At 30.5% G+C, this 6,706-nt stretch carries 6 protein-coding genes; all 6 read left to right on the plus strand.

The window, feature by feature from the left end; all coding sequences use genetic code 11:
- Positions 1–20: 20 nt before the first annotated feature.
- The 6 genes from P7J58_RS11065 (at position 21) to P7J58_RS11090 (ending at position 5,062) form a co-directional block, all read left to right on the plus strand.
- Positions 21–317 carry a DUF5966 family protein gene (locus P7J58_RS11065; RefSeq protein WP_408556351.1) on the plus strand — a complete coding sequence of 99 codons (297 nt, stop codon included), beginning with the start codon at positions 21–23 and terminating at the stop codon, positions 315–317.
- Positions 318–663: 346 nt separating this feature from the next.
- Positions 664–1,578 (plus strand): ABC transporter ATP-binding protein, encoded by a 915-nt coding sequence (locus P7J58_RS11070; protein WP_408556349.1) that lies wholly within the window; start codon positions 664–666, stop codon positions 1,576–1,578.
- Entirely contained in the window at positions 1,556–2,275 is a 720-nt protein-coding gene (locus tag P7J58_RS11075; protein ID WP_277844573.1) for an ABC transporter permease, read from the plus strand. Before P7J58_RS11070 ends, P7J58_RS11075 begins: the two co-directional genes overlap by 23 nt.
- 9 nt (positions 2,276–2,284) lie before the next feature.
- Positions 2,285–2,980 (plus strand): ABC transporter permease, encoded by a 696-nt coding sequence (locus P7J58_RS11080; RefSeq protein ID WP_408556350.1) that lies wholly within the window; start codon positions 2,285–2,287, stop codon positions 2,978–2,980.
- A gap of 521 nt (positions 2,981–3,501) precedes the next feature.
- Complete coding sequence (locus P7J58_RS11085) at positions 3,502–4,485, plus strand: sensor histidine kinase (protein ID WP_236579000.1); 984 nt, start codon at positions 3,502–3,504, stop codon at positions 4,483–4,485.
- Positions 4,463–5,062: a response regulator transcription factor gene (locus P7J58_RS11090; protein ID WP_105105946.1), complete on the plus strand. Its 600-nt coding sequence runs from the start codon at positions 4,463–4,465 to the stop codon at positions 5,060–5,062. Before P7J58_RS11085 ends, P7J58_RS11090 begins: the two co-directional genes overlap by 23 nt.
- Positions 5,063–6,706 lie beyond the last annotated feature (1,644 nt).

A 6,706-nucleotide genomic window follows, 5' to 3' on the forward strand; every position in this document is an offset into this window, starting at 1 on the left:
AGCCTAGAAAGAGGTGTAAGATGTTGGAGCAAATTCTACAAAGCCTTTTGATTATCGCAGCAATAGGACTGATGTTGCTCGTCCTTTATCGGATTGTGAAAGTTTCAGCTGCTTTATTTCTTATCGGACTCATCAGTGGATTAGTCTTTATAGAAATCTATGGAATTTACCTCTTTTTTACTGAGAGATATCTCTATACAGAAGATTTGGTAGCGAATGGGATTTGGAGTTTTACTGGTTTTTATATTGCCTTTAATAACTTTCTCTTGTTTATAATTACTATAAAAATCTTAAAAATAGAGCAACCTAAATCTTAGGATTATCAGGAATGTGTGAATTGGTATTCCTAGTGATTGGTTTAAGATATTATTTGTTTTTTCAATACACATAGAAGAAAGTCAATGTGAACTGATATTTCAAGATAAAGTACAGTTCAGAATAGATGAACTTGAGAAGCAAAAAGCAAAATTTAATAAGAGGAATAAAGAGAACTAATTATTTAGTTTGCAGGTTTATTTTCTCGTTTCGTTATTTTTAGGATTTGTACCATAGAGTTTTGCTTTTTTTACTCATGTTTTACATCACTAATCGATTTATAATAATCTTATAGGGAAACATTAATTCAACCTGGATCAAAACAATTAGAATTAGGAGTGGGAGAAAATGGATATACATATAAATCATATAAGTAAGAAATATGGTAATCGAATCATTTTAAACGATGTCACTATTAGGATTCCTTCAGGGAAAATTTATGGGTTTATTGGTGCTAATGGAGCTGGTAAAACTACAACGATGAAAATCCTTACTGGATTATTACCTGCTACAAAAGGTAACATATACTTTGACGGTGTAAGTCTTAAGGACTTAAAAAATCAGGAGTCAATAATAGGAGCTTTTATTAGTACACCAAGTTACTATAAAAACTTAACAGCTTATGAAAACTTAGCTATTATACAAGAAGTTCTCAAAAAACCGCAAGAAGAAATTGATCGAGTTTTGAATCTGGTGGGCCTAAGTGAGGTTCGCAATAAAGTTGTGTCTTCGTTCTCATTTGGTATGAAACAACGTCTTGGTTTAGCATTTGCTTTTTTAAATAATCCAGATGTATTGGTATTAGATGAACCTACGAATGGATTAGATCCGAAAGGAATTGTTGAAATCAGAGAACTCTTATACAGACTAGCTAAAGAAGAAGGAAAAACGATTTTTATATCAAGTCACCATATTAGTGAAATAGAAACGATTGCAGATATGGTCGGTATAATACATGACGGTGAGCTTATTTTTGAGGGAACACTCTCTGAACTTTATAATAAAAGGGACAGCTCTTATCTTTTTGAAGTCGCAAATCCAGATGTTTTTGAACATATTTTGAGAGTTCGAGATATCTCTTTTATTCGAAAAGAATCGCATTTTGAAATAAATTCTTACAAAAAAGATATACCAAATTTAATAAAATTAATTGTACAAGAAGGAATCGATATTTTGGAGGTTTCACCAAATAAAAACCTAGAAAGAATCTTCTTAGACTTAACGAAAGGAGATAAAGTGTATGGTCACATTGATAAAAAATGAAATAAAGAGGTTTGTAGGAACCCCAACAGCCTTGTTATTGCTTGGCATTACTTTTTGTTTGCAAATGCTAGGAACGGTTTTTATCATTAAATCATTAGATGTGCAAGTTGGGGACATAGCACAAACACCTTTTCAGAAGTCTATGATAATTTTTTTAGGTTTTTCTGGATTGGTGAGTTTAGTGGTAAATGGTATTACTAACTTTTTTGTTACTTCAAGCGAGCACAATAACCATACTTGGGAATTGTTGCTTTTGGGGATAGGGAAGAAAAATAAAATTCTCTTTTCAAAGTATTTTACAGTCATTTTATCTTTTATTTTTTATCAATTACTGTCAACTATTTTCTTTGTTATAGTTACACAGACCTATTTATCGTTAACGATTGATTGGTCTACGGTATTCTTAGTGTTATCATCAACAATATTTTTCAGCTTACTCACGATCACACTTCAGTTTTGTACTCACCTGCTAGAAAAAAATAGTTTATCTGCTCTAAGCAGTGTTATTATTCTTATTCTGTTGCAAACACTTTTCGCCTCTAATGCTATATTTATTTATGTATTCCCGATAAATGGTATTTCTTATCTGATAACTTCTAGTATTCTCAATCCAATTATAATTTTAGTAATCACTTTAGAGAATATTATATGGAGTGGTGCTGTTCTTTTAGTAGTTTTTAAAAAGTTTCATCTTTAGGAGGGAATTATGTGGAAATTAGAATTATTAAAGTATAAGAGAACCTATTTAGCTCCCGTATTCATAGGGATAGGTATGTTTTTAGTCATTTTTCAAAGCTACGCTGGATATACGATTAAAGAAATTCCATCGAAGGTTTTATTTGTGACAGGTCTAGATTTATATAGTAATTTTTTACTACCAGTGATGATTCCTGTATTTCTTATCATTTCATTGCACCGTGAAGTTGAGAATACTGCTTTTCAAAACTTAACAATAAAAGGAATATCTAGTCAACAGATAAAGTGGTCTATAGTGAAATTTTATTGGATAGTAGTGCCAATTTTATTTCTTTGTCACTTTTTGATTCCACTGATTTTTATTTCCTTGAGAGGAGAAAGTGCCCTTAATGTGATTATTGATAATAGCTTATTTTTACTGTTATCAATTTTAAGTATTATTGCACTCATCAATATTAGTCTACTGATACATCAGTCAAGCGGGAATTATGTATTACCGATTTTAACAGCTATTGTAGGAGTAGTTGTTGGACGTTTCCCTCTGGGAGAAATCACATGGATTGTTAACCCCTACTCCTATTTAAGTTATTTAGCAAATTTTAAATCATTTACTGTAACCCACTATTTAGCGTTTTTTCTAGTCTTTTCTTTGTCTTTTATTGGTATAATATTATGTAAGAAAAAAATAGATTTGAGTAAGACATGAGAAGAAATTTGTTAAGTACAGCGTATTATGCTTTGTTTATTACAGGACTAATCTATTTGTCCGCTAAATGCTTTCTAAATAACATCGAAAATATCTTGTTTTTGCTTGCTTTAAATGTATTATTGTTATTGGATTTTATTTTGCACAGAGCAATATCTACTAGGTCTAAGATTAGCAAATTTATTATTTGGTTAATCAGACTTTGTCAGTGTCACTCAATTTTGTTTGTCATAGGAGATTCCGCATTTCCTCCATGGATACAGTATATGATTGGCATTATAATCTATTCTTCGTTAATATCTATATCGCTCAGCTTGTTTTTTCAAAAGTTACAGACTTCTTTTTATCTATTTGTGATGATAGTAGGACTTCTATCGAGTGTAAGCTTACTTTTTCCAAGATTGACTAGTATTGCCTTTTCACTTTATTTGGTAGTTACGTTCGCGATGGCTCTCTTAATTGTTCTTCTAAGGAACAAGCAAACGTTTTATAGAAATGACTCCAATAGATTTTATTGGCTAATGTTATTAATCTTTTACCTCATGATTTGTTTCAGTTCTATTGGTTTCATTTTTTTTAATTCATCAGCTTTATTTTCTGGGTTCTGGTTATTTTATTTTTTAGCTCTAATTACAGGATTAATACTCATCTTGTTTTATCATAATGATGCAGTATTTAAACAAAAAGAACAATTATTAACACTTATTTTTCTGATTTTATTATATATTGTTCTGTTTATTCTAATTTTAAAGAGAACGAGTCTAGTTGTTCTTGAAACGGTAACAATTATTTTATATTTTCAGTACTTTTTCCAGTTAGTTGGAGAAAGTTATAGACTAATAACTGGAAGTAAGCAATCTGAACATGTAGGGATCAATTCAATTTTGAAAGAAGAAGCTTTAAAACAAGAGTTTGCGAATTTCCTGCATGATAATATTCTTCAAGATATCAATGCTTTAATTCAACTATCTCGTTTAGATAATCCAAGTGTATCAGTTAAAATTATTGAAGAAAGACTAGAGTATCTCAATACTTTTGTTCGTGAGCGAATGAATCAGTATAGTCCTCAATTACTAAAAGGCTTATCTTTGTATGATAACTATCGTATGATGCTAAAAGCATTTGAAAAACGTTACCCTAAAATGAATATTTCTCTGAACTTTTATTCAGCAAAAAACATAGCTATCTATCCTCCTTATGATTTTTTAATATATAGATGGTTAAGAGAGCTCGTTAATAACGCTTATAAGTATTCCAATGCTCAAACGGTTACTGTAAAATTGGCTAGAGATGGGCGAGAACTCTCTTTATCAGTTATGGATAATGGCTATTATCAAAAGTTAAAACCATTTAAACATGGACATGGATTATTAGTCTTGGAAGAACAAGTAAAGTCAGTAGGGGGGACTATTACTTTTGAGCAAGTGGACTCTAACGGATTAAGAGTCGATATCAAATTGATGATGGAGGGAGAGAAGGCAATTGAAAATTTTATTAATAGATGATCATATCCTGTTTGCAGAGAGTTTAGCCTTAACTATACATCAGTATCAGCCGGATATCCACATTGATATATTGAACGATGAAGATGAATTTAAAAGCATTTTTTCAAAAGTAATTGAGTACCAAGTGATACTATTAGACATTAACTTAGACAATAAATTTAGTACGGATGGCTTTGGAATAGCTCAAGATATTTTAGAGGAATATCCTGATTCCAAGATAGCATTATTGACGGGATTTGATTTACCTGTATATGAATATCAAGCTCAGAAGATAGGAGTAAAGGCATTTGTTCCTAAAAATATAAGTTCCAAAAGATTAATTCAGATTCTTAAAGATATTTCCTATGGGAAAAATTATTTTCCAAATCAGAATTATTTTATAGATGAATTGACAGAACGCGAAAAAGAAATACTTATACATTTGGGAAATGGCGAAAAACGAAAAGACATTGCTAAATCCCTTTACATTTCTGATAGAACGCTAACGAATCATATTCAAAATATATTGGATAAACTCGAAGTTGATTCAACGTTAAAAGCTGTTATAAAAGCTCAGAAGTTAGGATATATTAAATAATTACCCTTTTTACTCATGATTTTGTATTGTAACTTAGATATACTGGTGTAAAGGAGGTTCAAATTCATGAAAAAAGTAATACCGTATGCGTTATTAACTCTATCAATGTTTTTTCTATTCAATGCTATCCGAATATTTCTTGAGAGTAGGTCTCTGTATGTTGTCGATGTTTTGTTATTCATAGTCTTTCTAGTATGTAGTTTAAAATTTAGAAAGCAATAATGTAGAATAAATACAAAGATATACTATCTTCCAGATTGAAGAAAAAGTCCATTTTGGACAATTTTCTTCAATCTTTTTTCTTAATGTTGAAAATTAAGAACTCTTAGAAACACCGAAATATCAACATTTCTAAGAGTTTAATGATTTGTTATCTTTCGCAAACTTTTTCTATTTTTTATATTTTTAGGAGTTTGTCTACGTTCTGAAAGATATACTATCTTCTACATTTGATAAGTTTTAAATTATTCAGATGGTCATAATTTGGTTGTTAAAAAGACCCATTGCCAGCTGTAGCAGAAGACATATAATCTATAGGAGAGAGGAGCAAATTGATTCTATCTTTTTGATGTTAAGTTAGTTTAGAATTTTGTTTCTGAAGTTTGTAACTTGTCGAAAATTGAGTGACTGACGTTTGATATCCTTGATGAGCTTATCGATTGCGTTAAATTAGTGTTAGAATAGGGAAATTAAGTCAGATAGCAGTTCTAACTGCTGTTGTACGACAGAGGTTGAGAAAGGGAGTCTTTAGGTAGTGGAAGTGTCGGTGAGTTTTTCGGTGTAGTATTGAGTAATCTTTATGCAGATGGGTTGTGAGATTTGGTGTTTTTCGTGATGAGAGACACTTCAGTGACTGTCATCTGTTTACAGGATTTACACTGAAGAAGACATCTTTGGGTTTTAACATAGTTGGCATCTCTTTGATATTCAGAATAGATACTGTAGATTTATGTTGGAAATAACATCTGACTAAGGCAGTTTGGAGCTGGGTAATCAAGTTCACGCTGAATAGTGATATGCGTGTTGACTTGAAAAAGTAGTCTCGATTTGATGTTCTTATTTTCTAATTCGAAGAGTACTGTTGTATTCTAAAATTGTTCCATAAGCACTTCCTAATGATGGTTAGGGAGGTCTTGTGGAACTTTTTTGTATACTCAAAAAACTATAGGCTCTGTATAGATTGTTACTACAGAAATTATATGATAAGTATTTTATTGTAGTATATCTAAAAAATATTTAGCTTAAATTATTCTACAAAGTAGTTAATCTGGTAAATAAAGTTATTTGGCTCAGTTTTAAAGTAATTGGAGTGAAAATTTTTAATTTTCTTAAAGAGTCATTATAGCTATATTTTCTTGAAAAGATGTTTGAGCACCAATTTTTGAAAATTAGTTCAGTAGAATTTGGAATAGAGCTGGCTACTTCAAAACGCAACGAACTATAATTCAACATCTTTATCTATTGAATAGGTTCTAGTTTGCTATTTTTGATTTTTACAGAGTATAATTTGTAGTTAATCATATTTTTCTTGTGATAAAATTTCCAAGATAATCTTGATATGATGTGGCTATCACTAATAAAGGAGTAAGCCATGTTAAATAAAGTGAAAGCTCGATTTCTGATTGGAGTAGGAGGTTTAATCGC

Source organism: Streptococcus suis (assembly GCF_046032535.1).
Lineage (GTDB): Bacteria > Bacillota > Bacilli > Lactobacillales > Streptococcaceae > Streptococcus > Streptococcus suis_AK.

What these genes read in the sequence shown, in the direction of transcription:
- P7J58_RS11065 (WP_408556351.1), top strand. Translation starts at nt 21, where the DNA reads ATGTTGGAGCAAATTCTACAAAGCCTTTTGATTATCGCAGCAATAGGA.
- P7J58_RS11070 (WP_408556349.1), top strand. Translation starts at nt 664, where the DNA reads ATGGATATACATATAAATCATATAAGTAAGAAATATGGTAATCGAATC.
- P7J58_RS11075 (WP_277844573.1), top strand. Translation starts at nt 1,556, where the DNA reads ATGGTCACATTGATAAAAAATGAAATAAAGAGGTTTGTAGGAACCCCA.
- P7J58_RS11080 (WP_408556350.1), top strand. Translation starts at nt 2,285, where the DNA reads ATGTGGAAATTAGAATTATTAAAGTATAAGAGAACCTATTTAGCTCCC.
- P7J58_RS11085 (WP_236579000.1), top strand. Translation starts at nt 3,502, where the DNA reads ATGTTATTAATCTTTTACCTCATGATTTGTTTCAGTTCTATTGGTTTC.